Source organism: Bradyrhizobium sp. CB2312 (genome assembly GCF_029714425.1).
Taxonomy (GTDB): domain Bacteria; phylum Pseudomonadota; class Alphaproteobacteria; order Rhizobiales; family Xanthobacteraceae; genus Bradyrhizobium.
Window position 1 is genome coordinate 4,759,627 of record NZ_CP121668.1, and the last position, 25,121, is coordinate 4,784,747.

Annotated in this window: 20 protein-coding genes; 12 read left to right on the top strand and 8 right to left on the bottom strand. The window is 64.8% G+C overall.

Going from position 1 to position 25,121, the window contains the following annotated elements:
* Positions 1 to 58 precede the first annotated feature (58 nt).
* The 4 genes from QA642_RS23440 to QA642_RS23455 are packed head-to-tail and all read left to right on the top strand — an operon-like array spanning position 59 to position 3,813.
* Positions 59 to 982, top strand: a complete 924-nt coding sequence (locus QA642_RS23440; protein ID WP_283086693.1) for an ABC transporter permease — start codon at positions 59 to 61, stop codon at positions 980 to 982.
* Positions 979 to 1,800: an ABC transporter permease gene (locus tag QA642_RS23445; RefSeq protein ID WP_283086694.1), complete on the top strand. Its 822-nt coding sequence runs from the start codon at positions 979 to 981 to the stop codon at positions 1,798 to 1,800. Before QA642_RS23440 ends, QA642_RS23445 begins: the two co-directional genes overlap by 4 nt.
* Positions 1,797 to 2,777: an ABC transporter ATP-binding protein gene (locus tag QA642_RS23450; protein ID WP_283086695.1), complete on the top strand. Its 981-nt coding sequence runs from the start codon at positions 1,797 to 1,799 to the stop codon at positions 2,775 to 2,777. The genes QA642_RS23445 and QA642_RS23450 overlap by 4 nt, the downstream gene beginning before the upstream one ends.
* Positions 2,770 to 3,813, top strand: coding sequence for an oligopeptide/dipeptide ABC transporter ATP-binding protein (locus tag QA642_RS23455; protein WP_283086696.1), 1,044 nt, complete (start codon positions 2,770 to 2,772; stop codon positions 3,811 to 3,813). Before QA642_RS23450 ends, QA642_RS23455 begins: the two co-directional genes overlap by 8 nt.
* A gap of 13 nt (positions 3,814 to 3,826) precedes the next feature.
* Here the strand turns inward: QA642_RS23455 and QA642_RS23460 are convergent, their stop codons facing one another.
* Positions 3,827 to 4,858 (bottom strand): serine hydrolase, encoded by a 1,032-nt coding sequence (locus QA642_RS23460; RefSeq protein WP_283086697.1) that lies wholly within the window; start codon positions 4,856 to 4,858, stop codon positions 3,827 to 3,829.
* A 502-nt stretch (positions 4,859 to 5,360) separates the two neighbouring features.
* Between QA642_RS23460 and QA642_RS23465 the strand changes: the two genes are divergently transcribed.
* Complete coding sequence (locus tag QA642_RS23465) at positions 5,361 to 6,062, top strand: response regulator transcription factor (protein WP_283086698.1); 702 nt, start codon at positions 5,361 to 5,363, stop codon at positions 6,060 to 6,062.
* Here the strand turns inward: QA642_RS23465 and QA642_RS23470 are convergent.
* Both QA642_RS23470 and QA642_RS23475 read right to left on the bottom strand, forming a co-directional pair.
* On the bottom strand, positions 6,035 to 8,878 hold the full coding sequence (locus QA642_RS23470) for a hybrid sensor histidine kinase/response regulator (RefSeq protein ID WP_283086699.1): 2,844 nt from the start codon (positions 8,876 to 8,878) through the stop codon (positions 6,035 to 6,037). The genes QA642_RS23465 and QA642_RS23470 overlap by 28 nt on opposite strands.
* A gap of 449 nt (positions 8,879 to 9,327) precedes the next feature.
* Positions 9,328 to 9,801, bottom strand: coding sequence for a hypothetical protein (locus tag QA642_RS23475; protein ID WP_283086700.1), 474 nt, complete (start codon positions 9,799 to 9,801; stop codon positions 9,328 to 9,330).
* A 112-nt stretch (positions 9,802 to 9,913) separates the two neighbouring features.
* Between QA642_RS23475 and QA642_RS23480 the strand changes: the two genes are divergently transcribed.
* Positions 9,914 to 13,243 (top strand): autotransporter domain-containing protein, encoded by a 3,330-nt coding sequence (locus tag QA642_RS23480; protein WP_283086701.1) that lies wholly within the window; start codon positions 9,914 to 9,916, stop codon positions 13,241 to 13,243.
* Positions 13,244 to 13,347: 104 nt separating this feature from the next.
* On the opposite strand, the gene QA642_RS23485 is transcribed toward QA642_RS23480, so the two are convergent.
* From QA642_RS23485 to QA642_RS23505, 5 genes are all read right to left on the bottom strand, one after another.
* On the bottom strand, positions 13,348 to 14,601 hold the full coding sequence (locus tag QA642_RS23485; RefSeq protein ID WP_283086702.1) for a threonine/serine exporter family protein: 1,254 nt from the start codon (positions 14,599 to 14,601) through the stop codon (positions 13,348 to 13,350).
* A 441-nt stretch (positions 14,602 to 15,042) separates the two neighbouring features.
* Positions 15,043 to 16,068: an ABC transporter permease gene (locus QA642_RS23490; protein WP_283086703.1), complete on the bottom strand. Its 1,026-nt coding sequence runs from the start codon at positions 16,066 to 16,068 to the stop codon at positions 15,043 to 15,045.
* Between the two features lie 11 nt (positions 16,069 to 16,079).
* A complete protein-coding gene (locus QA642_RS23495) occupies positions 16,080 to 17,582 on the bottom strand; it encodes a sugar ABC transporter ATP-binding protein (RefSeq protein WP_283086704.1) in 1,503 nt (500 codons plus the stop codon).
* A gap of 6 nt (positions 17,583 to 17,588) precedes the next feature.
* Positions 17,589 to 18,611 carry a sugar ABC transporter substrate-binding protein gene (locus tag QA642_RS23500; RefSeq protein WP_235546116.1) on the bottom strand — a complete coding sequence of 341 codons (1,023 nt, stop codon included), beginning with the start codon at positions 18,609 to 18,611 and terminating at the stop codon, positions 17,589 to 17,591.
* 140 nt (positions 18,612 to 18,751) lie between these two features.
* Positions 18,752 to 19,051: a globin gene (locus QA642_RS23505; RefSeq protein WP_283086705.1), complete on the bottom strand. Its 300-nt coding sequence runs from the start codon at positions 19,049 to 19,051 to the stop codon at positions 18,752 to 18,754.
* Positions 19,052 to 19,532: 481 nt separating this feature from the next.
* Here QA642_RS23505 and QA642_RS23510 point away from each other — a divergent pair, with 481 nt between their 5' ends.
* The 6 genes from QA642_RS23510 (at position 19,533) to QA642_RS23535 (ending at position 25,107) form a co-directional block, all read left to right on the top strand.
* The gene (locus QA642_RS23510; protein WP_283086706.1) at positions 19,533 to 19,910 is read left to right on the top strand and encodes a DUF2946 domain-containing protein; all 378 of its coding nucleotides are present in this window, start codon (positions 19,533 to 19,535) and stop codon (positions 19,908 to 19,910) included.
* Between the two features lie 84 nt (positions 19,911 to 19,994).
* Positions 19,995 to 22,394 (top strand): TonB-dependent receptor, encoded by a 2,400-nt coding sequence (locus QA642_RS23515; protein WP_283086707.1) that lies wholly within the window; start codon positions 19,995 to 19,997, stop codon positions 22,392 to 22,394.
* 26 nt (positions 22,395 to 22,420) lie between these two features.
* Positions 22,421 to 23,632, top strand: a complete 1,212-nt coding sequence (locus QA642_RS23520) for a sialidase family protein (RefSeq protein ID WP_283086708.1) — start codon at positions 22,421 to 22,423, stop codon at positions 23,630 to 23,632.
* Positions 23,629 to 24,126, top strand: coding sequence for a TlpA disulfide reductase family protein (locus QA642_RS23525; protein ID WP_283086709.1), 498 nt, complete (start codon positions 23,629 to 23,631; stop codon positions 24,124 to 24,126). Before QA642_RS23520 ends, QA642_RS23525 begins: the two co-directional genes overlap by 4 nt.
* Positions 24,127 to 24,154: 28 nt before the next feature.
* On the top strand, positions 24,155 to 24,676 hold the full coding sequence (locus QA642_RS23530; protein WP_283086710.1) for a copper chaperone PCu(A)C: 522 nt from the start codon (positions 24,155 to 24,157) through the stop codon (positions 24,674 to 24,676).
* On the top strand, positions 24,676 to 25,107 hold the full coding sequence (locus tag QA642_RS23535; RefSeq protein WP_283086711.1) for a hypothetical protein: 432 nt from the start codon (positions 24,676 to 24,678) through the stop codon (positions 25,105 to 25,107). Before QA642_RS23530 ends, QA642_RS23535 begins: the two co-directional genes overlap by 1 nt.
* The last annotated feature ends 14 nt before the right edge of the window (positions 25,108 to 25,121 follow it).

A 25,121-nucleotide genomic window follows, 5' to 3' on the forward strand; every position in this document is an offset into this window, starting at 1 on the left:
CGCGCTCTCGCGCTCCCTCCATCGCGCCGAACGATGGAGGGAGAGAGGAAAGCTTGAGATGCTCTCGTTCCTGCTCCGTCGCCTGCTGCAAACCATTCCGACCGTGCTCGCCGTCGTGCTACTGGTCTTCGTGCTGTTCAGCGTCGTTCCCGGCAGTATCGTCTCCTCCATGAGTGACGATAGCGATCCCCAAGTCGAGCTGCGCATGAAGAAGCAGCTCGGTCTCGACGATCCCGTCTATGTGCGGTTCGGCGCCTACATCGCCAAGCTCGCGACGGGCGATTTCGGCACCTCGTTCCGGACCCGCGAGCCTGTTACGAGCATGATCGCCAAACGGGCATGGCCGACGCTGCAGCTGATCTTCGCGGCCATGGCGTTTGCGATTCTGATCGGTGTGCCGCTTGGCTTCATTGCAGCGCTGAGGCCCGGCGGCATCGTCGATACGCTTGCCATGGTGGTGGCGGTGTCGGGCCTTTCGATCGCCAAGTTCTGGCTCGGCCTGGTGCTGATGTACCTGTTCGCGCTGAAGCTCGGCTGGCTGCCGAGTTTCGGCTATGGCGACGGGGGACTGCAATATCTGCTGCTACCGGCCGTGACGCTCGGCGTCTCGCCGATGGCGCTGTTTGCCCGCACGACGCGCGCCGCGGTCCTCGAGATCATGACCGCGGATTTCGTCCGCACCGCGCGCTCAAAGGGCATGAGCGAGACGCGGGTCGTGAAGTGGCACGTGATGCGCAATGCGCTCGTCATCATTCTCACCACCGTCGGGCTTCAGTTCGGCGGGCTGATGGGGCAGGCGGTCGTCGTCGAGAAACTGTTCTCCTGGCCGGGCATCGGCTCGCTGCTTGTCGACAGCGTGCTCCAGCGCGACATTCCAGCCGTCCAGGGCTCGATTCTCGTGGTGGTGCTGGCCTTTCTGGCGATCAATCTGCTGATCGACGTGCTCTACGGCGTGATCGATCCGAGGATCAGATACGCATGAAGCTCCGCGCCAATCTCATCATCGGCGGCGCGCTGTTCGCGCTCGCGATCCTGGTTGGGCTTCTTGCACCGTGGCTGGCGCACACCGATCCGGTCCTCGACGCCAATCTGGTGAACGCGGAGGAGCCTCCGAGCTGGACCTGGTGGTTCGGAACCGACGACCAGGGCCGCGACATCTATTCCCGCGTCGTCTACGGCGCCCGCGTCTCGCTGACGGTCGGCATCGTCTCGCAGCTCATCAACAGCGTGATCGGCGTCGCCCTCGGCCTCAGCGCCGGCTATTGGGGCGGCTGGTGGGACGATTTTGTCAATGCGCTCACCAACCTCATGCTCGCGATCCCCTCGCTGATCTTCGCGCTCGCCATCATGGCGGTGCTCGGACCCGGCCTGACCAGCCTCCTGATCGCGCTCGGGCTGACCAACTGGTCCTTCACCTGCCGGATCGCGCGGGCCTCGGCGCTGTCGCTGCGGAGCCAGGGCTATGTGCAGGCGGCGACCGTGCTCGGCTATGGCGATCTGCGCATCATGGTCACGCAGCTGCTGCCCAACATGTTAGGGCCGATCGTCGTCATCGGCACGCTCGGCATGGGCAGCGCGGTCCTGTCCGAAGCCGCCTTGTCGTTCCTCGGCCTCGGCGTCCGCCCGCCGTTTCCGAGCTGGGGCAGCATGTTGTCGGAGGCGCGCGAGCAGATCACGACGGCGCCGTGGCTCTCGATCTTTCCCGGCCTTGCCATCTTCCTGACCGTGCTTGGCCTGAACCTGCTCGGCGACGGCCTGCGCGACATTCTCGATCCCCAGTCGCGGAGCCGGCGGACATGACTGGCGCGCCGCTGATCGAAGTCAGGGATTTGCGCATCGATCTCGACGATGGATCGCGGCGGGTTGCGGCGGCCGAGGGCATTTCCTTTCGCATCGATCGCGGCGAAACGTTCGGCCTGGTCGGCGAATCCGGCTGCGGCAAGAGCATCACGGCGCTCGCCTTGATCGGCCTGCTGCGGCCGCCGCTGTCGATCGGCGGCGGCGTCATCCGGTTCGACGGGCAGGAAATCCAGCACCTTTCGACGGCCAGGCAGCGTGAGCTGCGCGGCAACCGCATCGCCATGATCTTCCAGGAGCCGATGACGGCGCTGAACCCGGTCTCGCCGGTGGGACGGCAGATCGCCGAGATGTTCGTGCTGCACAAGGGCAAGAGCTGGCGGGAGGCCAATCGGCTGGCAGTCGAGGCCTTGGCGAGCGTCCGCGTCCCCGCGCCCGAGCGGCGCGTCAACGACTATCCGCACCAGCTCTCCGGCGGCATGCGCCAGCGCGTCATGATCGCCATTGCGCTGGCCTGCGGTCCGGATCTCCTGATCGCGGACGAGCCGACCACCGCGCTCGACGTGACCGTGCAGGCCGAGATCATCGAGCTGATGCGCAATTTGTGCGCCGAGCGGGGCACGGCGATCCTGATGATCAGCCACGATCTCGGTCTCGTCGCCAATGTCTGCCGCCGCGTCGCCGTCATGTATGCCGGCCGCATCGTCGAGGAGCGCGGCTCGGCCGATATTTTCCGGACGCCCTCACATCCCTACACGCAAGGCCTGGTCGCCTCGCTGCCGCGGCTGGGCAGCCGCGCAGCGCTTGGCCGCACGCGGCTGAAGGAGATCGCGGGCGTCGTCCCCGCCATCACGAATTTCCCCAGCGGCTGCCGGTTCAATCCGCGCTGCGCGCAGGCGACCGAGATCTGCCGCACAGTCGCGCCGGAGACGGATTTGCTGGAAGCCGGCGGTCTGGTGAGGTGTCACCACCATGCATGAGCCCAAGAACAAATCGGGTGAGGGCAGGGTGGACGATGATCTCATCCTCAGCGTCGAGGACCTCGCGGTTCATTTCCCGCTGGGCGGTGGGCTGTTCGGCCGCGGCCGGCGGCTGCTCCGCGCCGTTGACGGTGTCGATCTCAAGCTGAAGCGGGGCGAATGCCTCGGCCTCGTCGGCGAGTCCGGCTCGGGCAAGTCGACGGTCGCCCTGTCGATCCTGGGCCTGCTGACGCCGACGCGCGGCCGCATCGTGCTGGACGGGCAGGTCGTGACGAACCGGCAGTCCGGCGACCGCAAGGCGCTAGCCCGCATCGTGCAAATCGTCTTTCAGGATCCCTACGCCTCGCTCAATCCGCGCCAGACCGTCCGCCGCACGCTCGAGGATCCCCTGCGCGTGCATGGCGTGACCGCAAAGAGCGAGATCGAGGACCGCGTCGCGACCATGCTGCGGCATGTGGGCCTGCGGCCCGAGCAGGCCGACCGCTACCCGCACGAATTCTCCGGCGGCCAGCGCCAGCGCATCGGCATTGCGCGCGCCCTGATCCTCAATCCCAAGATCGTCATCTGCGACGAGCCGGTCTCGGCGCTCGACGTCTCGATCCGCGCCCAGATCATCAATCTGCTGCTGGAATTGAAGGAGACGCTCGGCCTTTCCTACATCATGATCAGCCACGACCTCGGCGTCGTCGAGCACATGAGCGACCGCGTCGCCGTGATGTATCTCGGCCGCATCGTCGAAAACGGCGACTGGCGCGAGATCTTCGAGCGTCCCGCGCACCCCTATACGCGGGCCCTGATATCAGCCATCCCCGATCCCCTACGCCACGCACCGCTGGCGACGACCGGCGGCGACCTTCCCAACCCCCTCAATCCGCCAAACGGATGCGCGTTCAGCCCGCGCTGTCGTTATGCCGAGGCGGTGTGCCGGAGCGAGCCGGGGCCGGTGCTGGAAGCGCGAGGCGATGGGCACGCGGTGAGGTGCTGGCGGAGTGAGGAGATCGCGGCAGCGAGCGTCGCCCTATCACCGTCACCCTGAGGTGGCCGCTCCTTCAGCGGCCCTCGAAGGGCGACGGCCCGGCTGTATCCTGGCTGACCTGCCGAACGAGTTCGAGAAAAGTCGCGGAATGAATTCCCTGCTGGCGTTCATTCAATTCAACGACCTGAACGGCGACCAGACGCTTCTCCGGCACGATCACGATCAACTGTCCTCCGTAGCCGGACGCAAAGATTGCGTCGCCTCGCCAAGCACCGGAACCGAGGGTCCACCATAAATAGCCGTACCCCCGGTCTTTTCGATCGGTCTCCGAATAGGCCTTCGTTGACTCTGCCGTCCAGTGGGATGGAACGACGGAAACGTCGTTCCATCGCCCCTTGTTGAGAAACAGCAATCCAAAACGTGCAAGATCACGCGCGCTCATGCTGAACACGTAGGCGGGAAAAAGAGAGGAATGATCTCCAATGAATGTCCCGTCACGGGTCGTGAAATCCTGCATCCGCAGGGGACGCGCAATCAGCTTCTCGAAGCTGTCGAACACGTTCGAGCCCGTCGCCCTCTCATAGATCGCACCAAGCGCATTGAAATCCCAGTTGTTGTAGTACCAGAACGTGCCAGGCGGATGAGCGCCGCGCGGCGGGCGCGTCGATTTCTGTTCGCTCGTCTCGTAAGCCGCCGGATGATAGACTCCGGAGCGGGCCATGAGCAGCTGGCGAACCGTTGCAAGCTTCTCGTCAGCCGTCAGCGACGGGGCGGTGTCGTCAATGCCCAGTTGCCCGAGTGTGCTTTCAAGTTTGATCTGACCGCGTTCGATGGCGACGCCGAAGAGAGCGCTCAAAAAGCTCTTTCGAACAGAGCGAACATTGACCCTGCGGCTGATGTCGCCGGATGTCGCGACCACGAGGCCGTCCTGCACGACCATGACCGCGGTCGGCTTATATTTTCGGGCGTAGCTCTCGACGGCGCCTTGAATGGGCGAGCGCTGCGTGGGTCCATTGGCAGCGAGAAACTGCCATTCGATCCCGGGCTCGGCACTTGCCCACCCCGACCAGACCAGCAAGATCGCGACCAGTGCTGAATACCGCATGACAATGATTGGTTCGGAGATCTGGTAGGTTTTTGGAGAGGGGTGAAGGAGACGACCGAGGGCCGTGTCACGAAACTCGGGGCGCGGCTCATGCTCAGCGCGGCGCCACGCCCGGTCGTTGCGATGGTGACATCCTGCCCCTGTTTTGCCCGACGTGTCAAAACGCCGTCGCGGCAGGCGCTCAAGTCGCCCCGCGCCAAATTCCTCAATGATTTGTACTGTGCATGGGGTTGTTCTCGAACGATGGTGTTGCCGACGCCTTCGCGGCCGCCGAACAGGCTGGTGCCGCCGGCGACGACCGCGGCGCTGGTCTCGAGCGAAGGCGGGCGTCTCTAAAGCGCGATGAGAGCAGGTGTTGGCTCGGTCCACCTTTCCCCAGCGGCATGAGCCCGGACAGGTCCTGCCTCCTTGCCTTTTTGCGCGGCGCCTGATCCTTGTTCGGTGGCGCAGATCGTGCGCGAAAGATCGCGCTCGATCCGACGAGGAATGGATCAACCAGGCCATGACAGAACGTCGTCCGTCGGTCCTTCTCGTGGAGGACGAGGTCTTTGTCCAGACGCTTCTAGCGGCCTATCTGGAGAGGGAAGGCATCGTGGTGACCGTCGCGTCGACGGCCGCGGAAATGCGTGCTGCCCTGCGCATGCCGGCACAGCCCTTCGATGCCATCGCCCTCGACCTCGGCCTTCCCGACGAAGAGGGTCTCGCCCTCGTCCGGCAGCTGCGAACGCGGTTGGACGTGCCGATCTGCATCACGACGCGGGATGACTCCGCCGTCAGCCGGAGCGTCGCGGCGGAGCTCGGTGTCAACGACTATCTGGTCAAGCCGTTTCACCCGCAGCAGCTCATCGCAAGCCTGATGGCTCTGCTCGGCCGCCGGCCCAGCGGGAAAGATACGACGGTGCAATTCGAGGGATGGTCGTTCGATTCCGTCGGTCGCCTTCTGACGAACAGGCAAGGGGAGGCCATTGCGCTGACCCCGTCTGAACTCGACGTGCTCGCGGCCCTGGTCGCCGCCGCCGGACGCTCGGTGTCGCGCGCGCATCTGCTGGACGCCATCGCGTCAGACAGCATCGGTACGTCGTCGCGCGTAGTGGATGTCATTGTCAGCAGCTTGCGCCGCAAGCTGGGCGATCCTGCGCGCATGCCGCGATTGATCGTCACGGTGCCCGGCGTCGGCTACCGGTTCTCTGCAAGGCCGGAATAGATCCGTTTCAGGTCTTCTGCGGAGCTTGCCGCCAGCACAAGCATGGCGTTGAGATCCGCCTCGAGCCCGTCGGCCCACGACTGGGCGAGGCGATGCTCCAGCGTGGTCGCCGCCGAGCTCAACGCCGTCAGTCCGGCAAGCCCCGCAGAGCCGGCCAGGCGGTGTGCGGCCTGGCGCGCGCGCGCCCGGTCGCCGCGCTGCAGGGACTCCTCGATCTCTGCCGCGCCCCGCTTGACGGTCGCCAGGGCCTGTCCGACCAACCGGCCGACGGTCTCCGTGCCGAGCTGTTGCTTCAGCGAGGCCAGAAAGTCCTCCCCGGGCGCCTGTCCGCCGGTTCGCACGAACGGCCCGCCGGCGCAGATGGCATCGATCGTGCGATGCAGGTCGTCGGGCATCACCGGCTTGGACAGATAGCCATCCATGCCCGCCTGCAGGCACCGTTCGACCACACCGGCCGTGACATCGGCGGTCACGGCCACGACCGGAACGGTTCGGCGATCGGCCGGCAGAGCGCGAATGCGGCGAACCAATTCCGTCCCATTCATGCCGGGCATCTGGAGATCGGCCAGCACCAGGTCCACCGGCTGTGCAGCCAGCAATGCCAGTGCCTGCGCACCGTCCGTTGCTTCGATCACGCGATGCCCCATCACGTCGAGCGAGCCGGAGAGGACAAAGCGGTTGTTCTCGTCGTCATCGACAATGAGAATGCAGCGCGACGTCTGCACGGCATTGTTGCGTCCGGCAGGGGACGGGATTTCGATGTCGGCGATTTCAGCCGCCGGCAACGGCAATCGGACCAGAAAGGTGCATCCCTGTCCCGGCTCACTCTCCGCCGTGATGTCGCCCCCCATGGCCTCAGTCAGCCGCCGGCAGATCGCAAGGCCGAGGCCGGTGCCACCGAACCGCCGTGCGATCGAGGCGTCGGCCTGCGTAAAGGGCTCGAACAGCCGGTCGATCCTGTCCGGCGGGATGCCGATGCCGGTGTCCGTCACCTGCAGCCGGATCCAGTCGGCTCGGTTGGGGTCGGGAGCCGCGGACAGGCGAATCTCGCCGCTCGCCGTGAACTTCACCGCATTGCCGACGAGGTTCAGCAGGACCTGACGGAGCCGGTCGACGTCGCCCATCACCGCGATCGGCAATGCCGGGTCGGTAGTGACCACGAGCGACAGATTCTTCTGCTCTGCGCGCAAGCTCATGATCGCCTGGACATCTGCAAGCAACGCATGCACGTCGAAGGGCGCGTACTCCGTTTCCAGCCTGCGATCGGAGATCCTTGCAAAATCCAGGATATCGCCGATCGTTGCCAGCATCGCTGCGCCCGTCCGTTCGGCGACGTCGACCGCGGTGCGCACCTTGTCTGCCAGCGGCATGGACTTGAGCAGATGGATGGCGCCAAGCATGCCGTTCATCGGCGTGCGGATCTCGTGGCTCATCACCGTCAGAAAATCCGACTTGGCGCGATTGGCTTCGTCCGCCGCGAGGAGCGCGGCTTGAAGCTCGCGTGTTCGCTCCTCGACCGCCCGCTGCAGATTCTCTCGCGTGTGCTCCTTGACCGCCATCAATTCCTCGCGGGCTTGTTCTCGCGCGCGTCGCACTTCGCGCCCGCGCGCGATCACGATCAGGATGAGCAGCAGCATGAGGCTGAGATTGTTCCAGGTGATCGCCGAGCCCACGAACCATGGCAAGGACCAAAGGCCGAGAATTTCGCCGAGATTGAGCAGGAGCCGGATGGCTCCGGGACCGCCGGCGATCAGAACGAGCCGCGCATTGCCGAAGCCGCGGCGCCAGCTATCCAGCACGGCGACGATCCAGACAACCTCGAAGACCAGCTGCAAGGTCGTCAGATTGGAGACCGCGGTTCTATAATCGCCGAACGCAGCCCATACCGATCCCGCCAGCAGCAGAACGCTGCACAAGCAGAGAATTCGCCACCAGGTCGCGATGCGGTCGATGCCAATGAACATCGCTGCCATCATGTACAGAAGCACGTGTGCAATCAGGCCGGAGACACCGGGCGTTCGCACAACGACGTCCCCGCCGTCTGTCAGGACGTAGCGGTACAGAAGCCCCTGGAAAGCGAGGTCGTAGATGATTTCGGCGATGGCTCCGGTGCCGAGAGCCAGGAAAATTCGATCGCGCTGGGCGAAGCTCAGGGCCAGCGTGAAGATGGCCATGGTCGCCACCGATCCGATCAACAGGAACTCGAACAGTGCGGCGGGCGCCTCCGACTCCTGGAAGGTGGCGGGATTCCAAGCACTGACCTGGATATTGACTGTAGAGCGGCTTTGCACCCGCAGCGCGAAGACGATCTTCTCGCCGGGCGCAAGTGTGACGGGAAACACGGACCGCACCGCCGTGATCGGACGGCTTCTGACAGGAATGCGCGTGCCGGCGAGCACCGTTTCGGAAGGCTTGTCCGCTCCGGGGACAAAGCGGAAATAGCGCACGTCTTCCAGCCGCTCGTTGCCGACGGAGAGCCATCGCGTCACTGGCTGATCACCACTGTTATAGAGCGTGCCACGCAGCCAGAAGGCCGAGCTTGTGAATCCCCGCGTCATCGCTCGCGGCGAAGCCCGCATCCATCCTGAATGCGAAAGCGCCTCGTCGGCAGAGAGACGGCCCTCGCGGTCATCGAGAAAGGACAGCGACGGAATCAGCGACGTTCCGTCCGTGATCCGCGCCAGATCCACTCCATCTTCGCCGGCCTGCGCGAAAGCGCAGGTGAACGCCAATCCCACGGCGAATGAGACGAGCGTCAGCAGATAGACCGCTGCAAGCCGCGGCGCGGCGGCGAAGTTTGTTGGCTGGCCGGTCATCACGCACGCATAGGCAGTCGTATTCAAGTCGGTGCAAATGCACGCAAATTCCGTGGTGTGTGCGAACGGTCTGCGAAAATATCGACATCGAATGAAGACCAGAGCGTGCGTTACCGGTCATGGTCTTTAGCATTAGCTGCGTTCGCGCAGCAAAATGAAATGATCCGAGAGCAGCGTTGATCACGCGGCTGTTGGCATTGATCGGCGCGTTCGGAAATGTCCCTGCGCTGATGCGCGTCGTCTTTACATCCATTTACAACGCGCGGGCACATTGCCCGACACATTCAGCAACGCGGACGATAAAGATTCAGTCGAGCCGCAATCGGGGATTCGGCTCCAAGGGGGCCGCCTCGATGCGGCGGGCGTAACGGGGCGGGTACGGAATGTTGGAAGTGAAATCGGCGATCGGTCGGAGCAGCACGCTGGCCCCCGCCAAACCGAATAGAACTTCATATCGATTGCTTCTCAGAGGAACGGCTCTGACGGGCGCTCTTGTCCTGTCGGCGCTGCAGCCGCTCACCGCCCCGGCGCTTGCCGGCAGCGGCGGTGACGGCGGTGCCACGAGGAACATCGATACCACCATAACCCTTGGCGGTGCCGGCGGCACCGACGGCACCGCCGGCGGCGACGGCAGCACTGATAGTAGCGATCCGAAGAATGGCGGCTCGGGCGGTGGCGGTGGCGGTGCCGGCGGCGGGGCTGGCGGCACCGGTGGTCGGCCCAGCATCGGTGTCGGCTGGGGTGGTGCCGGTGGCGACGGCGGCGATAACGGCAGTGCGTTCTCCTCTACCAGAACAGTTAGTGCGTCCGGTCTTGGCGGCAGTGGTCACGCCGGCAGTGCCGGCAGTAATTCGTTCGTAGCAGCAGGGGGCCCCGCGGCCGGCCCGGCCGGCGGCGGTGGCGGTGGCGGCGCTGGCGGTCATGCATTCGTGATAGGGGCTGGCGACTTGACGTTGACGGCGTCGGGTACTGCGAACGGCGGCGTCGGTGGTGCCGGTGGTGCCGGCGGCAGTTCAATCGCTAGCAATGGTGGCAATGGCGGCAATGGTGGCGATGGCGGCTCCGGCGCGTACTTCACCGGCAGCGGCCAGACCCAATGCCGGCGTGGTCCAGGGCGGCAATGGCGGCGCTGGTGGCGCCGCTGGCCTCGCCCTCGGCTCAGGGGTCAGCGGCACCGGCGGCATCGTCGGCGCCGGCGGCGTCGGCGTGGTCGGAAGCAACCTCACCGTCATCAACGCCGGCAGTATCAGCGGCGGCATGTCCGGCGGCGGATCCGCGCAGGCCAACGCCATCACCTTCAGCTCCGGCAGCAACAGCCTCACCAATAGCGGCACGCTCACCGGCAATATCGCTATCGTCTCCGGCATGCTGACGCTGTTGCAGACCGGCGGAAGCACCAGCTACGCCAACGTCATCACTGGCGCCGGTTCCGTCAAGGTGACGACCAGCGGCGGCAATTCGGTCACGCTCTCGGCCAACAACTTCTACAGCGGTGGCACCACCGTGACCGAGGGCAGTACCCTCGTGATCGCCAATCGCCACGCGCTTGGCAACGGCGCCGTCACGCTCACCGGCGGCACCACCGGCGTGACGCTGAACGTCACCGGCAGCTTCGCCCTCGCCAATGCCATCGCCGCCACGGGCGATGCGACCTACAACGTCCAGACCGGCAATACGGTGATACTGTCGGGTGTGGTGTCCGGGACCGGCGGCGTCGTCGTCAATGGCGGCACCGGCTATGCCGGCACGCTGGTGCTATCAGGCACCAACACCTATAGCGGCCCCACCACCGTGGCCGCCGGCACGCTGAAGGCGGGCTCGATCACAGCCTTCGGCAACAGTTCGGCGATGACGGTCGCCAGCGGCGCGACGCTCGACCTCGGAGGATTCAACAATGTCGTCGGCTCGCTGGCCGGCGCCGGCACCGTCACCAATAGCAGCGGCAGCGCGGCGCTGACTACCGGCGGCGACAACAGCACGACCACGTTCTCCGGCGTGATCAAGGACGGGACCGGCACGATCCGACTGCTCAAGGTAGGAACCGGCACGCTGGTGCTGTCCGGCGCCAATACCTATAGCGGCGGCACCTTCGTGAGCTCCGGCACGCTGAAGGCGGGTTCGACCAACGCCTTCAGCAGCAATTCGGCGGTGACGGTCGCCAGCGGCGCGACGCTCGACCTCGGAGGATTCAGCAATGCCGTCGGCTGGCTGGCCGGCACCGGTACCGTCACCAACAGCGGCGCCGGCAGCGCGACGCTGACTGCCGGCAGCAACAACAGCTCGACCACGTTCGCCGGCGTGATCCAGGACGGCGCCGGCAAAACCGGGCTGACCAAGACGGGGACCGGCATACTGATGCTGGGCGGCACCATCGCCAACACCTATAGCGGCCCCACCACCGTGGCTGCCGGCACGCTGCAGGCGGGCAACAACAACGTCTTCGGCAACAATTCAGCGATGACGGTCGCGAGCGGCGCGACGCTCGACCTCAGAGCATACAGCAATGCTGTCGGCTCGCTGGCTGGCGCCGGCACCGTCACCAACAGCTTCCGCAACAGGAGCGCGACGCTGACCGCCGGCGGCGACAACAGCTCGACCGCATTCTCCGGTGTGATCGAGGACGGCTCCGGCACGATCGCGCTGACCAAGACGGGGACCGGCAAGCTTACGCTCTCCGGCACCAACTCCTATACCGGCGCGACCACGGTCAGCGCCGGCACGCTGGAAGTCGAGGGCAGCATCGCCAACTCCGGCCTCACCACCGTCGCCAGCGGCGCCACCCTGACTGGCAGCGGCACCCTCGGCAACACCACCATCGCCAGCGGCGGCACCTTCGCCGCCGGCTCCGGGACCGCCGGCACGTCGACCACGGTCGTCGGCAACCTGACCCTGCAGAGCGGCTCGACCTACGCGGTGCAGATCAGCCCGAGCAGCGCCAGTTCGGCCACCGTCAGCGGCACCGCGACCCTCGCCGGCACCGCGTCCGCCACGTTCTCCGCCGGCAGTTATGTCAGCAAGAGCTACGACCTTCTGCATGCGACGAGCGTCAGCGGCAGCTTCGCCTCGCTGACCACCGTGAGCCTGCCGGCCGGCTTCTCGTCCAGCCTGCGCTACACGGCGACCGACGTCTATCTCGATCTTCAGGCGCAGATGTCGATGGCCAGCATGAACGACAACCAGACCCAAGTCGGCACGTCGCTGAAGCGCCTCTTCGACAATGGCGGCACGCTGCCCCCCGGCTTCGCTGCCGTGGTCGGCCTCAGCGGCGCGAGCCAGACCGCCGCGCTGAGCCAGCTCTCCGGTGAGACCGCGACCGGCAACCAGCGCACCACCAACGACGTCATGAACCGCTTCATCAACCGCCTGTCCGATCCGTCGATCGAAGGCCGCGGCGGCCTGTCGGGCGGCGGTGCGATCGGCTACGGCGAGGAGGACGAGGACGCCAGCGCGCGGCCGCGCGCGGAGCGCGACGCCTATGCCATGATGACCAAGGCGGCCAAGACGAGCTTGAAGCCGAGCTTCGAAGCGCGCTGGAGCGCCTGGGCGTCCGGCTACGGCGGCACCCAGACCACGGACGGCAATGCCACGACCGGCTCCGGCACCACCACGAGCCAGATCTATGGCGTGGTTGCCGGCGCCGACATCGCGCTGTCGCCGAGCACCACCGCCGGCTTTGCGCTCGGCGGCGGCGGCACCAATTACAGCATCGCCGCCAGCGGCACCGGCCGTTCCGACCTGTTCCAGGCGGGCGGCTTCGTGCGCCACAACATTGGGCCGGCCTACCTCGCCGGCACGCTCGCCTATGGCTGGCAGGACATCACCACCGATCGCACTGTCACCGTCGCCGGCGTCGACCACCTACAGGCTCGCTTCAACGCCAATGCCTATTCCGGGCGGGCCGAGGCCGGCTACCGGATTGCCACCCCCTGGTTCGGCGTCACGCCCTATGCGGCGGCGCAGGTCACCATGTTCCAGCTGCCGGCCTATGCCGAGCAGGCGGTGTCGGGCACCAACACCTTTGCGCTGAGATACGACGCCCGGACCAGCACCGCGACCCGCAGCGAGCTCGGCCTGCGCGGCGACAAGGCGTTCCTGCTCGACCGCGCGGTTCTGACGCTGCGCGGCCGTGCGGCGTGGGCCCACGACTACAATACCGATGGCGGCATCAGCGCGACCTTCCAGGCGTTGCAGGGCGTGAGCTTCGTCGTCAATGGTGCCATTCCGGCCCGTGATGGTGCCCTGACCACCGCCTCGGCGGAGATCGCCTGGCCAAACGGCGTCTCCGTCATCGGCACCTTTGACGGCGAGTTCTCAAGCAACACGCGCAGCTATGTCGGCAAGGGCGCCGTGCGCTATGCATGGTGAGGAGGTGTTCCGCCCCTCAATCCGGATCGCATCTCTGGATGCGATCCGGAAGGAGGTGCGTCCAAGGATGCACCTTCGCTGCGCGCGCTGGGCCCCTATCGTCGTCAGCTCCTCTGAACTGGATCGGGGCGATCACCGAAGCGGTCGATGACCATCTTCGGCACGATCAGGCCGAGACTCATGGCGAGCACAATCGCAATGGCGGTCACCCCGTCGGCAATCGTGGCTCCGACCAGGACGGACGTCGCTTGTGCCGTGTCTGCGATTTGCAGCAGCCCGCTCGCCATCCTGAAGAGGTAGACCCCTGGAATCATCGATACGACCGAGGCAAAGCCGATCGCGGCGAATGGCAAGTGGCGGCGGCGCGCGACTGGGGTGAGAAGCAACCCGACGACAAGGCAGGCCACCAATGCTCCCGTCGCCATGCCGAAGCCCAGCTCCGAGATCGCGACCCAGCGCAAGGCATGGGCCAGCATGCCGACTGCGACCGGCCAAGGCAGCATGGTCCCTGGGGTCGAGAAGAATACACTGTAACAGGCGACCGCGACGCCCGCCGCGATCACATCGAGCCAAAGCGGCACCGTCTGGCCCGGCGGGTCAATCGGGAGTGACTGATGCAACAGCGCGAGCCCGAGCAACAGCCCGGTTGAGATCGCGAAAACCACAAGGCCGGCATAAGTCAGGCGGGCCGCGCCCAGATGAATGCGTCCGCTCACGAGATCGAGTACGCCGTTGAGGATATGCGGTCCCGGCACCAGCACCATGCACGGACACACCACGACCAGCCGGAGCGTGGTGCTGAGCTGGTAGCGCGCGGCAAGGCCGCCGACGATACCGGCGAGCAGCGCGGCGCAAAACGGCTGGATAAAGATATTCGTGCTGACTTTTGCGATCGAGCGCCGAAGCAGCCCACCCAGGCCGGCGCTCGCGAAGATCAACACTGCGGTAAGCCAGTGCTGAATGCCGAAAATGATCGCGAGCGCGACCGCGCCGCTTGCCGCTGCCAACGCGAAGAGCCAGGTCGGCGCCGGTGGCGCGGCGGCAATGGCCTCGATCCGGTTGCGCGCATCCTCGATCGACAATCGACCGGCCTCGATGTCCGCAATCGCGTGCATTGCGGACGCAACGCGGCTCATGTCGACCCCGGTCGGATCGGCCGGCTCATCGGTGATCGACGTCGCGCCGTCGGCTTCCTCGCGCAAACGCAGCTCGCCCCAGCGCGGCAACAGCCGGGCACGGACGCCGAGCCTGCGTCCGAGCAGCCTGGTTGCGGCGCCGACCTGATCAGTCGCCTGGCCGTTGACAAAAAGCGTCCTCGCGAACGCCAGGATCAGCCCGGAGCTTTCTTGACTGGTCATGATCTCATCTCTCAACTTTGTCGTCCGGGAGCCGGAAGACCAGCCCGGGATGGGGCGGTCCTCGCGGTGGTCGGAACACGTCGCTGTCAGGCGGCGGAAGCCGCAAGAGCCGCAGCGATGTCAGGCTTCACCGCCGTGCCAGTGGCGATTGTCCTCCATGGTCGGCGGCACTGGCTTTCAGCTCCGAACGAAAGCGAGCAGATCGGCGTCGATGACATGCGCATGGGTGGTGCGCATTTCATGCGATTACCGGGGATAGATCTTCAGGGCCGCGCCCTTGATAGCCTGGCCGAGCGAGGTCTGGTCGTCATCGCCACGCAGATGTGTTGCCCGACGTGTCAAGCGGCCGTAAAGCGGCAGCTCAATCCGTTCCGCGCCAAATTCCCCAGTGATTTGTACTGTGCATGGGGTTGTTTTCGCAGTTTTTGTTTTGAGCGCCGTCTATTCCGCCGCTTTTTCTCGCAAGCGCTGCGCATAGACGTTGATGACCAGCGCCGCCAGCAGGATCAGGCCGCGGATCAGGATCTTCAGGAAGCTGTCGATGTTGACGTGGTCGAGGCCGTTATTCAGGACACCGAGAACGAAAAGTCCGACGATGGTGTTGCCGATGCCGCCGCGGCCGCCGAACAGGCTGGTGCCGCCGACGACGACCGCAGCGATGGAGTCGAGCAGGTACGTGTCGAACTCGTTCTGCTGCGCGCTACCGAAATGGGCGACCCCGAGCATGCCGCCGATGCCGGAGCACACCGCCGAGATCACCATGACGGCGCCGAGGATGAGCTTGACGTTGAGGCCGGCATATTCGGCCGCCTCGCGGTTTCCCCCGACCATGTAGACGTAGCGGCCGAAGCGCGTGTAGGTCAGCACGAGGTGGCCGCCGAGCAGCATGATGGCGGCGACGATGACGATCCAGGGGATGCCGCCGACCGAGCCCGAGCCAAGCGTCGTGATCAGGCTGGGCACCTTGTAGGCGATCTGTCCGCGCACCAGCAGCGCCGAGATGCCGGCCGCGATCTGCATCATCGCCAGCGTCATGATGAAGGAGGGGATGCCGATCACGGTCAGCCCCAGCGCATTGACGAGACCGAGCAATCCGCAGAGCAGGATCGAGAGAATGATCGCGACCGCGCCGGGCAGGGGGATGTTGGCGATGTTGACGTAGGACTCCTGCAGCGTGAAGTAGGCGACCGCGATGCCGGTGACGTTGGCGATGCTGGCGATCGACAGGTCGATCTCCGCGCACAGGATCACGAAGGTGAGGCCGACGGCGATGATGCCCGTCACCGACACCTGCGTCAGGATGTTGCCGAGATTGTCGAGCGTGGCGAAGGAGGGGCTGGCGAAGGCGAAGAAGGCGGACAGGAAGATCAGCGTCAGGAACGGCGCGATGTTGCGCATCTGCGAGCGCAGGAACGGCGCAACGCCCCGTGCCCGCTGCCCCGCCGCCAAAGCCGTCTCACTGCTCATGTGCTTCTCCGTCACGCCGCTTCCAGCAGGCGGTCCTTGCTGACCGGCTCGTTCCTGAACTCCCGCACCACCGCGCCGCGCTTCAGCACAAGGATGCGGTCGGCCAGCGACAGCACCGTCTCCGGCTCGGTCGACAGCACGATGATCGCAAGCCCCCTGGCGCGGAGGTCGCGGACGATGTTGATGACGTCGTTCTTGGCGCCGACATCCATGCCGCGGGTCGGCTCGCAGAGGACGAGGAGCTTGGGCGGGTAGGTCAGCCATTTGGCCAGCGCAACCTTCTGCTGGTTGCCGCCGGAGAGCATGCCGAGGTCGAGGCCGACCACCGGCGGCCTGATCTGCAGCTGCTCGACCTGGCGCTTGGCGATATCGCGTTCCTGCGCCGGCTTGAGCAGCAGGGACGAGATGCGGTCCAAAATGCTGATCGAGATGTTCTTGTAGACCGGCTCCTGGTGGAACAGCATGTCGCGGCGGCTCTCCGGCACCAGCGCGACCCCGGCGCGCCGTGCCGCCGCCGTGCTGGCAAAGGTCTTGGGCGTGCCGTCGACGACAAGCGTACCGCTGTCCGGCTTCAGTTTGCCGAACAGGATGCGCGACAGCTCCTGCTGGCCGCAGCCCATGAAGCCGTAGATGCCGAGCACCTCGCCGGCGCGGGCCTCGAAGGAGATATCCTTCAGGCTGCGCGCCAGCGAGAGCTGGTCGACCTTCAGCACCACCGGGCTGCCGCTCGGCCGCGGCAGCATCAAATCGTCGGTGTAGCTGTGCTCGAGCGCCTCGCCGCCGCGCCCGATCATGGCCTCGATCAGCGCGCCCTTGCTGGTCGCGGCGCTCGCTGTCTCCGCGACCTTCCGTCCGTTGCGGAACACGGTGACCGTGTCGGACACGCGAAGGATGTCCTCTATGAAATGCGAGATGAAGACGATTGCAGTGCCTTCCTCGCGCAGGCGCCTGAGGGTTGCGAACAGGCGCTCGACCTCGGGCGGGGAGAGGGCGGAGGTCGGCTCGTCCAGGATGACGATGCGGGCGCCGGAGAACAGCACGCGCGCGATCTCGATCAGCTGTTGCAGCCCGATCGGGAGATCGCCGAGCCTCGTCATCGGATCGACGTCGATGCCGAAGCGGGCGAGCTGCTCGCCGGCCTCGCGCGCCATCCGCCGCCATTGCACGAGGCCAAGGGCGTTGGTCGGCTGGTTGCCGAGGAAGACGTTCTCGGCAACCGTGAGGTCGGGCGCGACCGAGAGCTCCTGATGCACCATGGCGATGCCGGCGGCATGCGCATCGCGGGCCGAGCGGAAATGAGCCTCGGTCCCGTCGATCAGGAAGCGGCCGGAGAACTCGCTGTGCACGCCGGCGATGATCTTCATCAGCGTGCTTTTCCCCGCGCCGTTCTCGCCGACGAGACCGTGGATCTCGCCGGGAAGAAGCGCGAAATCGACACCACGAAGTGCCTCGACGCCGCCGAAGCTCTTCGTGATGCCCTGCAGTTCCAGGATGGGCGAACGACCCGCTGACATGGAAGTTCAGATCAGGAAGTGATCCTGCATCCACTGCATCCCCGCGGCGTTGGCCTTGGTCACCACAGGGCCGTCGGTGACGACGTTCTTGGGAATGCCCTGGCCGCTCTTCTCGCCGCCGACCACGGCGGAGACGCCCGCGATGATGGCGCCGCCATGGATGCGGCAGGACGGATTGCGGACGGTCGCGAACATGCGGCCCTCGCTCACCGCCTGGATCGCCGGCGGCATGGCATCGACGCCGCCGATCAGGATGTTGGTGCGATTGCGGGCCTTCATGATGTTGGCCGCCGCCAGCGCCATGTCGTCATTGTGGAAGAACGCCGCGTCGATCTGCGGGTACTTGGTGAGGTAGGTTTCCCAGAGGCGCGCGGTCTTGGAGACGTCCCAGTCGGCCGGCTGGGTGTCGAGCACCTCGATGTTCGGGAACTGCTTGACGACAGAGTTGAAGCCTTTCGCGCGTCCCTGCGCCCCGGTGTGACCGAGCGCGCCTTGCGTCATGATGATCTTGCCCTTGCCGCCCATGGCGTTGCACAGCGCCTGCGTCACCGAGGCGCCCATGAACTCGTTGTCGGGGGCGAGGAAGGAGTGGACGTTGATCTGGTCGAGCGGCGCAATCAGCGTGTCCATGTCGATCACGGGCGTGCCGGCGTCGATCATCTTCTGCACGGGCTGGGTGAGGGTGCCGATGCCGAAGGCCTGGATCGCGACGAAGTCCCATTTCTGCGAGGCCATGTTGTCGATCGCGGCGCGCTGCTTCACCGCGTCGAGCTGGCCGTCGAACCAGGTGACCTCGACATTGAACAGCTTGCCCCAGAATTCCGCGGCCTGCTTTCCTTGCGCGCACCAGGTGGCCTGAAGCCCCGCGTTGGAGAACGCCGCCTTCAGCGGCTTCTCGCTGCGTCCGACCTCGGCTGCCAGTGCGGGGTTTATGCCCATGCTGCCGAAGAGGGCAGCCCCGGCGCCGGCGGCCGCTGCCGCCTGAAGAAGATCGCGCCTCGTCGTCGAGAAATCTTTCGTCCCGGACATCGCTCGCTCCCATGTATTTATCGTCGGCGCGTCATTGCCTGCGCGACCGATGTCCGAAAGTCTCTCACAAGAGTTCTTGCCACTCAATCTGCAATCAGCTGCGGGATCGCGGGCTGCTCGCGTTGGTGCAGCGCAAAGCGTCAGGCGGGAGCGGTGGCGAATGTGTCGATATCTGGGAGCAGCCGGTCCCACGCCTGCGCCATGTCGGCCGACCATTCGTCGCCGAGCAGACCTCGCAGCGTGTCCCTGATGATGGTGAAGAAGGCGATCGTCAGCGCGAGCATCGATTCCATCACCAGCGCGCGGCCTTGCGCGCGGAACATCGTCCGCGTTTCCGGGTGCTGTTCGAACAGACGTTGATAGACGAGCGGCGTGAGATCGGCGCAGCGCGATGCCGCAATCTCAAAACTCCGTTCGATCGGATCAGAGGAAGTGCTCATCAGCCTTGAGGCCACGCAGACAAAAAAAGAGCGGGGCCCTGGCCCCGCTCAAAAATTGTGTCGACCCTATTATCCCCGATCTTAAGATTTGATCTTGATTGACGGGGCGACGCTGCGTTCTGCGCGCCAGGGGCTCCTCCCGAGACTTGGACCACCAGACGTCGACCTCGCGGTCAGGCCTGAGCAAGAGGATGCTAGATCAACTTTTCTCACTTGTCATCATTTTCAGCAACGAATGTTCAAAATTCGAGCAATGAACGAAACGATCGGGCTGTTTACTTCGTAAGCATATGACAAATATAAGAAATCTGTGGATAGGGCAGGGGTTGGCCGCTGGCTCAAAAGCCGGGCGTACGGTGCCGTGGGGCGGCCGGATCACAGTTTCCGGCAAATTTGCGCTGGACCAAGAAGGCGGCGGAACTGACCTCGACTCGGCCCCCGGCCGGGTGTTTAGTTAGCGCACGAACGAACGGTTCGGTGGATGCGCGCGCGGCTGCAAAAATTCCTGCCTCTCGTCCTGCTCGCCCTGGCGATGCAGGTGCTGGCGCCGATCGCCGCGTGCTGGTCGGCCGGCCAGGCCGTGGCCGATCCCTTGTCGGCCGCCGTCATCTGCCACAGCGCAGGCGAGCAGGGCGGTGGTCTGGACGATCGGACCGGCACACCGACCGCGCATGGCGCGGCCTGCGCGCTGTGTTGCCTGGCACAGGCGGGCGCCTCGCTCGATTCGCCGCCTCAGCTCGCGCTCTCCATTCCCCTCCGCCACGCCGAGCGCGTGTCGTGGCATGCCGCCGAAGTGACCCTCGTCGCGGCCGATAAGGGCTCGAACGCCCAGGCACGGGCGCCTCCTCATCTTTCCTGACGACCCTCGTAGTCGCCGCGGTCCGTCCGCCGGCGATTGATGTTGTCGATTGGCCGGAGAGAAAGCCGGCATCAGGAATGTCCCATGTTAGTTTGTCATGCCCGTCGCGGCGTGAGCCTCGTTGCCATTCAGGCCGCGATGCTTGCGTCGTCGTGCGGGGCCTTCGCCCAGAGCCGCAACACTGAGCTTCCCGCTGTGACTGTCGAGGCGCCGCAGGCGGCTCGCGCCAAACCCGTCGTCCGGGCCTCGAAGCCGCGATCCGCTTCCGTGAGCCGCGCGACGAGACCCATTGCGCCGAGCGCGAGCGTCAGTGCACCGACTCAAAACAGGACTGTGACTGCCAGCGCAGCGCGCGATGAACTCAATCAGGCACCGGCCGGCCAGACCGCGACGACCATCGATCGCAGCCAGTTCGACAATCGTCCCGCATTCTCGGTCAACGACGTCCTGCGCGACAGCCCGGGCATTTCGATCAAGCAGGGGAATGGCCCGCGCGATTTCGGCATCTCGATTCGCGGATCCAACGCGAGGAACGGTTTTGCCATTCGCAACCTCGTGATCTTCGACGACGGCTTTCCGGTAACGCAGCCGGACGGCCTGTCGCGGAGCGACCTGATCGACCCGCGCGCCTATAGCGCGATCGACGTCGTCCGAGGTCCCTCATCGGCGCTCTACGGCAACTACGCGACTGGCGGAGCACTCAATTTTCGGACGCGGCCGGGCGGCACGATCGACGGCGTCGAATATGGCGTCGACGGCGGCAGCTACGGCTATCTCAACAATTACCTTGCCGCAGGCAAGAAGGTCGGGAATTTCGAGGGCTCGCTGTTCGCGAGCGACACGCGGGGCGACGGCTATATCGGCAACAGCTGGTTCAACACGCAGACCGTCAACTTCCTCGGCACGCTCAAGGCGACGCCTGACGATCGCTTCACGGTCAAGATCATCAACAACGACCTCAGCGCGCGGCTGCCGATCCGGCAGTCGCTGAACCAGTACTATCAAAACCCCTTCCAGCAGGGCTGCGCGACTGGCCTCACGGCCGCGGCCGGATGCGGCACGGTCACGCTCTTCAACAACGGTTTTAATACGGCGGCAGGCACCGACAAGGAAACGGCAGTGCAGGCCGGGCTCGGCCGTAATGATCGCCGCACCATCGTGGGCGGTCGCTGGGAGCACGATTTCGACAACACCACGACCTGGCGCAATCAGTTCGTCTTTGACGACAGGAACATCAACCAGCCGACCGGCGCGACCAGCGCCATCGGAGATTTTCCCTCGTACAATTTCATGAGCGACGTCACCAGGCGAGGCGAGATTGTCGGCCTCGAATCCACAACGTTCTTCGGTGCCTTTTACAACACCCTGACGGCCTCAAGCGATACGTGGAACGTGATGCCGGGAGGGAATGCGACGCTCGGCAGATTGTCGAGCAATCTCTACAGCGAGACCACCAACTATGGTGTTCGTGCCAGGGAAGAGCTCAAGCTCACTGCGGCACTGACGGCGGTCGCGGGCATCGGTTGGGAGACGACCCTCTTGAAGGGTATCAATACGGCATACACATATGCCGGCCCCACGGGAGTTACCACCACAACCCTCACGACGGCGGATCGGCAGTTTCAGAATGCCGCGCCGGAGTTGGCGCTCCTCTACAACCTCAACAACGCGTGGCTGTTTCGCGGACGGGTCGCCACGGGATACGGCACCCCGCAGGTCTCCAATCTGTTTGTTCTTCCGACGGGCTTGTCGGGCAACAATACCCAGCTTCAAACTCAGAAGAATCTTGGCTACGACCTCGGGTTCGATTGGACGCCCAACAATACGCTCAAGCTCAGCGCGACCGGCTTCTACGAATTCTTCCGCAACGAGATCGTCAGTCAGGCGACTCCGATCAACGGCATATCGTATACGTTCAACGCCCCGCGATCGGAGCATCGCGGCATCGAGCTTGCTGCCGATTGGAAGTTCTATCCGGGTTGGCGGTTCATAGCGGCATACACCTATCTCGACGAAATCTACACCGAGTATGTCGAGAATATCACCAATGGCGCGGTGTTCAGCTTCAACCGGGCGGGCAACAAGATCCCCGGCATCTCGCCCAACGAGCTGACGGCCAGGGTCGGTTACGACGAGTTCGCGGGGCCGTTGGCGGGACTTGGAGGGTTCGTCGAGGTCCAGTGGAAGGACTCCTTCTACATGGACAATGCAAATCTATTGAAAGCGCCGGGCTATGAGCTGGTCAATGTGAACGTTCACTACAAGACCGACCTTGTGTCGGACACGTTCAGGTCGATGAACCTGTTCCTCGAAGTCAGGAACGTGTTCGACCGGATCTACGTTGCGTCAGCCAACAATATCGCCAACACCGTGACCGCGGCGGGCCTTCAAAATCCTGCGAGCGTCCTGGCAAATACGACCGGTTCGATCTACGCCGGCTCGCCGCGCACGTTCGTTGCAGGTATGAAGGTGGCATTCAAATGAGCCGGGCTCTCGAAGGGACCAGGAGCATGATCCGAAGTGGATTGCTTGGGTTGGCTGTCCTCGCATTCATGCAGGGTACGGCGCTCGCACAGATGCATGGTCAGCATGCGTCCGAAGCTGCTTGCGACGAGCCGGCACTGCGCTGTGCAACCAAGGTGACGCCTGCATTCGCTCCAGATGGAACGCTGTGGCTGGTCTGGATGGCGGGCGGACAGGTCTCGGTTGCCAGCTCGCAGGATGCAGGGCGGAGTTTCACGGCTCCCGTCCAGGTCACGACGAAACGGCTGAACCTCGACTGGGGCCCGGACGCGCGGCCGAAGATCGTGGTCGATCGCAAGGGTGGCATCGCGCTGGCGTTCTCGATCTTCAGGGATGAGGCCTTCAACGGCCAGGTGCTCTACACGCGCTCGGCCGATGGCGGGAAGAGCTTTGCCGAGCCGAAGCCCATCACCGCCAGCAACGAAAGCCAGCGTTTTGAGGCGCTGGCGCTCGATCAGGACGGAACGGTCTTCGCGGCATGGTTCGACAAGCGCAATCGCGTTCTCGCGAAGGACGCGGGACAGAAGTACGAGGGGGCGGGGCTGTTCTTTGCTTCGTCCAGCGACGGCGGCACCACCTACGCAGAGGCCCGATTGGCGCGCGAAGGCACTTGCGAATGCTGTCGGTTGGGGCTGGCATTCGCGGCGCCTGGGCGACCGGCCGTGATCTTCAGGAACATTTTTGACGGCGGCGTGCGGGATCACGCGGTCATGACCTTCACCGACGTCGCGACTCCAGGCGAAATCCGCCGGGTCAGCAATGACGATTGGCAGATCAATGCCTGCCCGCATCACGGGCCGAGCCTCACGGTTGCGCCGAACGGGACCTATCACGTCGCCTGGTACACGAACGGCAGGGCGCGCAAGGGACTGTTCTACGCGCATTCGCGCGACGAAGGCCGCACGTTCTCCACGCCAATGGTGCTCGGACAGCCCGGTCGCAATCCGACGCGCCCCTACGTGCTCGCAGGTACGGCGGGAACGGTGATGGTCTGGAAGGAGTTCGATGGCGAGAAGACCTCAGTCCAGATGACGATCTCCCGAGATGACGGAGAGAGCTGGTCGCCGCCGAAGACGATATCGGATACGACAGACACCTCCGACCACCCCTTGCTGGTGTCCAATGGCCGGCAGGTCTACCTGTCATGGATGACGAAGGCGGAAGGCTATCGGCTTACAGCGATCGAGGATCAACCATGACATATCGATTTGCCGGCATTCTGGGCCTGGGGATCCTGGTCGCGTCAGCCGCTACGCTCGTGGCGGCGCCGGCCCTCAAACCGTTCGAGCGCGGTACCTGGCAAAGCGTGCTCAAGGGCCATGCCGGGCGCCCGACGCTGGTGCATTTCTGGGGCGTGACTTGCGGGCCCTGCAAGGTCGAGCTGCCGGAGCTCGGGCGATTTGCAAAGGACCATCCCGGGATCGACGTGGTCACGATCAGCGCCGATCTCGTACCGAATCTGCCGGCGGCGACACAGTCGATGCTCGACAAAGCGGGGCTATCGTCGACCGAGAATTTCATCTTCAGCGACGGCTTCGTCGAGCGCTTGCGGTTCGAGATTGATCCTGCCTGGCAGGGCGATATCCCTCGGACAATGCTCATCTCGCGGGACGGGACCATCACGACGATCGAGGGCTCGGCCGAGATGGCCGATCTCGAAAAATGGTCGGGCCAACAGCTCGGCACACACTGAAATTCAATCTGCAAACGGGAAGACCAATATGAAGACGATGTTGAAAGATGTGATGCTCGCGGCGTTCGCACTCGTTCTTTGCGCGGCGCCTGCGGCGGCCGAGGACGTCAAGGCCGGTGATCTCGTCATCTCGCAGGCGTGGAGCCGGGCGACGCCGGGCGGTGCCAAGGTCGCGGGCGGCTACCTGACGATCGAGAACAAGGGAACGACGGCCGACAAGCTGGTCAGCGTGTCCGCCGATATCGCAGGCAAGGCTGAGGTCCATGAGATGGCGATGGACAATGGCGTGATGAAGATGCGTCCGCTCGACAAGGGGCTCGTGATCGATGCCGGCAAGACGGTGAAGCTCGCCCCCGGGGGCTATCATTTGATGCTTCAGGAGCTGAAAGGGCCGTTCAAGCAGGGCGACAAGGTGCCGCTGACGCTGGAGTTCGAGAAGGCGGGCAAGGTCGCGGTCTCGCTCGAGGTGCAGGGCGTCGGCGCGCAGGCGCCCGGCGATGCCGGCCATGAGATGAAGAAAATGCCGGATCATTCGGGAATGAAGATGTGATGAGACTGATCATGCTTCCCATGACCTCGCGTCGGAAGCTTGCGGGCCTTGGGCTCGCGATGGCTGCGTTGTTGTGGGTCGCCACGCCTCTTGCGGCGGCGACCGACGACGACAACTTCTTCACCCATCTGCACACCGAGAAGGCCATGGCCAATGTCACGGTCTCGCCAGGCCGCGCCGGGCCGGTCGAGATCGCGATCCAGCTCGAAACGACGGACGAGACGCCGCTCTCGGCGAAGGCCGTGTCGGTGACGCTCGTGGATACGCAGTCCGGCCGGAAGCTCGCGCCGGTCGAGGCGTCGCGCGACGGTGAAGACAGCTGGCATGTGAAGCTGGCGCAGTTGACGCCCGGACGCTGGATGCTGGGTCTCGGAATCTCGATTTCCGACGCGGACCATGTCAGCGTTGAATCGCCGATCCTGATCAAATGACCACGCCGAAGGGA

Excerpts from the sequence above, each read along its gene's own strand:
- QA642_RS23440 (WP_283086693.1), top strand. The coding sequence starts at position 59 with ATGCTCTCGTTCCTGCTCCGTCGCCTGCTGCAAACCATTCCGACCGTG.
- QA642_RS23445 (WP_283086694.1), top strand. The coding sequence starts at position 979 with ATGAAGCTCCGCGCCAATCTCATCATCGGCGGCGCGCTGTTCGCGCTC.
- QA642_RS23450 (WP_283086695.1), top strand. The coding sequence starts at position 1,797 with ATGACTGGCGCGCCGCTGATCGAAGTCAGGGATTTGCGCATCGATCTC.
- QA642_RS23455 (WP_283086696.1), top strand. The coding sequence starts at position 2,770 with ATGCATGAGCCCAAGAACAAATCGGGTGAGGGCAGGGTGGACGATGAT.
- QA642_RS23460 (WP_283086697.1), bottom strand. The coding sequence starts at position 4,858 with ATGCGGTATTCAGCACTGGTCGCGATCTTGCTGGTCTGGTCGGGGTGG.
- QA642_RS23465 (WP_283086698.1), top strand. The coding sequence starts at position 5,361 with ATGACAGAACGTCGTCCGTCGGTCCTTCTCGTGGAGGACGAGGTCTTT.
- QA642_RS23470 (WP_283086699.1), bottom strand. The coding sequence starts at position 8,878 with ATGACCGGCCAGCCAACAAACTTCGCCGCCGCGCCGCGGCTTGCAGCG.
- QA642_RS23475 (WP_283086700.1), bottom strand. The coding sequence starts at position 9,801 with ATGACCGCCAGCGCCGCCACCGCCACCGCCGCCGGCCGGGCCGGCCGC.
- QA642_RS23480 (WP_283086701.1), top strand. The coding sequence starts at position 9,914 with ATGGCGGCAATGGTGGCGATGGCGGCTCCGGCGCGTACTTCACCGGCA.
- QA642_RS23485 (WP_283086702.1), bottom strand. The coding sequence starts at position 14,601 with ATGACCAGTCAAGAAAGCTCCGGGCTGATCCTGGCGTTCGCGAGGACG.
- QA642_RS23490 (WP_283086703.1), bottom strand. The coding sequence starts at position 16,068 with ATGAGCAGTGAGACGGCTTTGGCGGCGGGGCAGCGGGCACGGGGCGTT.
- QA642_RS23495 (WP_283086704.1), bottom strand. The coding sequence starts at position 17,582 with ATGTCAGCGGGTCGTTCGCCCATCCTGGAACTGCAGGGCATCACGAAG.
- QA642_RS23500 (WP_235546116.1), bottom strand. The coding sequence starts at position 18,611 with ATGTCCGGGACGAAAGATTTCTCGACGACGAGGCGCGATCTTCTTCAG.
- QA642_RS23505 (WP_283086705.1), bottom strand. The coding sequence starts at position 19,051 with ATGAGCACTTCCTCTGATCCGATCGAACGGAGTTTTGAGATTGCGGCA.
- QA642_RS23510 (WP_283086706.1), top strand. The coding sequence starts at position 19,533 with ATGCGCGCGCGGCTGCAAAAATTCCTGCCTCTCGTCCTGCTCGCCCTG.
- QA642_RS23515 (WP_283086707.1), top strand. The coding sequence starts at position 19,995 with ATGTTAGTTTGTCATGCCCGTCGCGGCGTGAGCCTCGTTGCCATTCAG.
- QA642_RS23520 (WP_283086708.1), top strand. The coding sequence starts at position 22,421 with ATGATCCGAAGTGGATTGCTTGGGTTGGCTGTCCTCGCATTCATGCAG.
- QA642_RS23525 (WP_283086709.1), top strand. The coding sequence starts at position 23,629 with ATGACATATCGATTTGCCGGCATTCTGGGCCTGGGGATCCTGGTCGCG.
- QA642_RS23530 (WP_283086710.1), top strand. The coding sequence starts at position 24,155 with ATGAAGACGATGTTGAAAGATGTGATGCTCGCGGCGTTCGCACTCGTT.
- QA642_RS23535 (WP_283086711.1), top strand. The coding sequence starts at position 24,676 with ATGAGACTGATCATGCTTCCCATGACCTCGCGTCGGAAGCTTGCGGGC.